This is a genomic window from Akkermansia muciniphila, from assembly GCF_018709685.1.
Lineage (GTDB): Bacteria > Verrucomicrobiota > Verrucomicrobiia > Verrucomicrobiales > Akkermansiaceae > Akkermansia > Akkermansia muciniphila_E.
Map to the genome: position 1 here is coordinate 1 of NZ_JABDHQ010000043.1, position 639 is coordinate 639.

A 639-nucleotide genomic window follows, 5' to 3' on the forward strand; every position below is an offset into this window, starting at 1 on the left:
GTTCTTTAGTGACCAGAGTGGCTCCCGAAGGAGTAGTGATGGTTGTTGTAAGGCGATCCTCGCTGTATTCCGTTCGTGTCACTCGGCCAAGTATATCTGTAGAGGAAACTACCCGGCCCAGATCGTCGTACTCTGTACTCTCCACCGTGGTCATGGCCCCTATGTCGCGGCGCGTGGCAATCGTCCTTCCCGCCGCATCATAGCTGTAGGAAGTAATTGTTTCTGGCGTAGTCTCGGTAGCTGAGCGGATGGTTTCCACCAGCTGTTTGGCCGAGTTGTACCCATAGCTGGTGGTGATGCCGTCTTCGTCGGTTTCCCTGAGCGGCCCGCAGCACATCCATTCCGTCGTACTGGTTCTGCCGTTGCCCCTGGTTGTCTTGACGAGCCTCTGTTCGTCATCATATTCATAGTCCTCCGAGGCAATCAGCGACCAGCCTTCTCCAGTGTGAACGTATTGTTCTTTCCTGGCGGTGGTGCCGTTTTCAGCAATGTACTCTACGTTCCTGGTGCTTTGTCCGGGAACGATGCTTCCGCTGGCCTGCACGGTCTCCGTCACCTTGTGGATGGCCCCGTATTCCGCGGCTGCTTCATAGGTGTAAACCCTCTGGACGCCATTGATGCCCCGGCTCATCTTCCACC

Annotated in this window: 1 pseudogene; it reads right to left on the reverse strand. The window is 56.0% G+C overall.

Going from position 1 to position 639, the window contains the following annotated elements:
• Nucleotides 1-639 (reverse strand): annotated as a pseudogene (locus tag HHJ06_RS11685) (RHS repeat domain-containing protein); the annotation flags it as partial.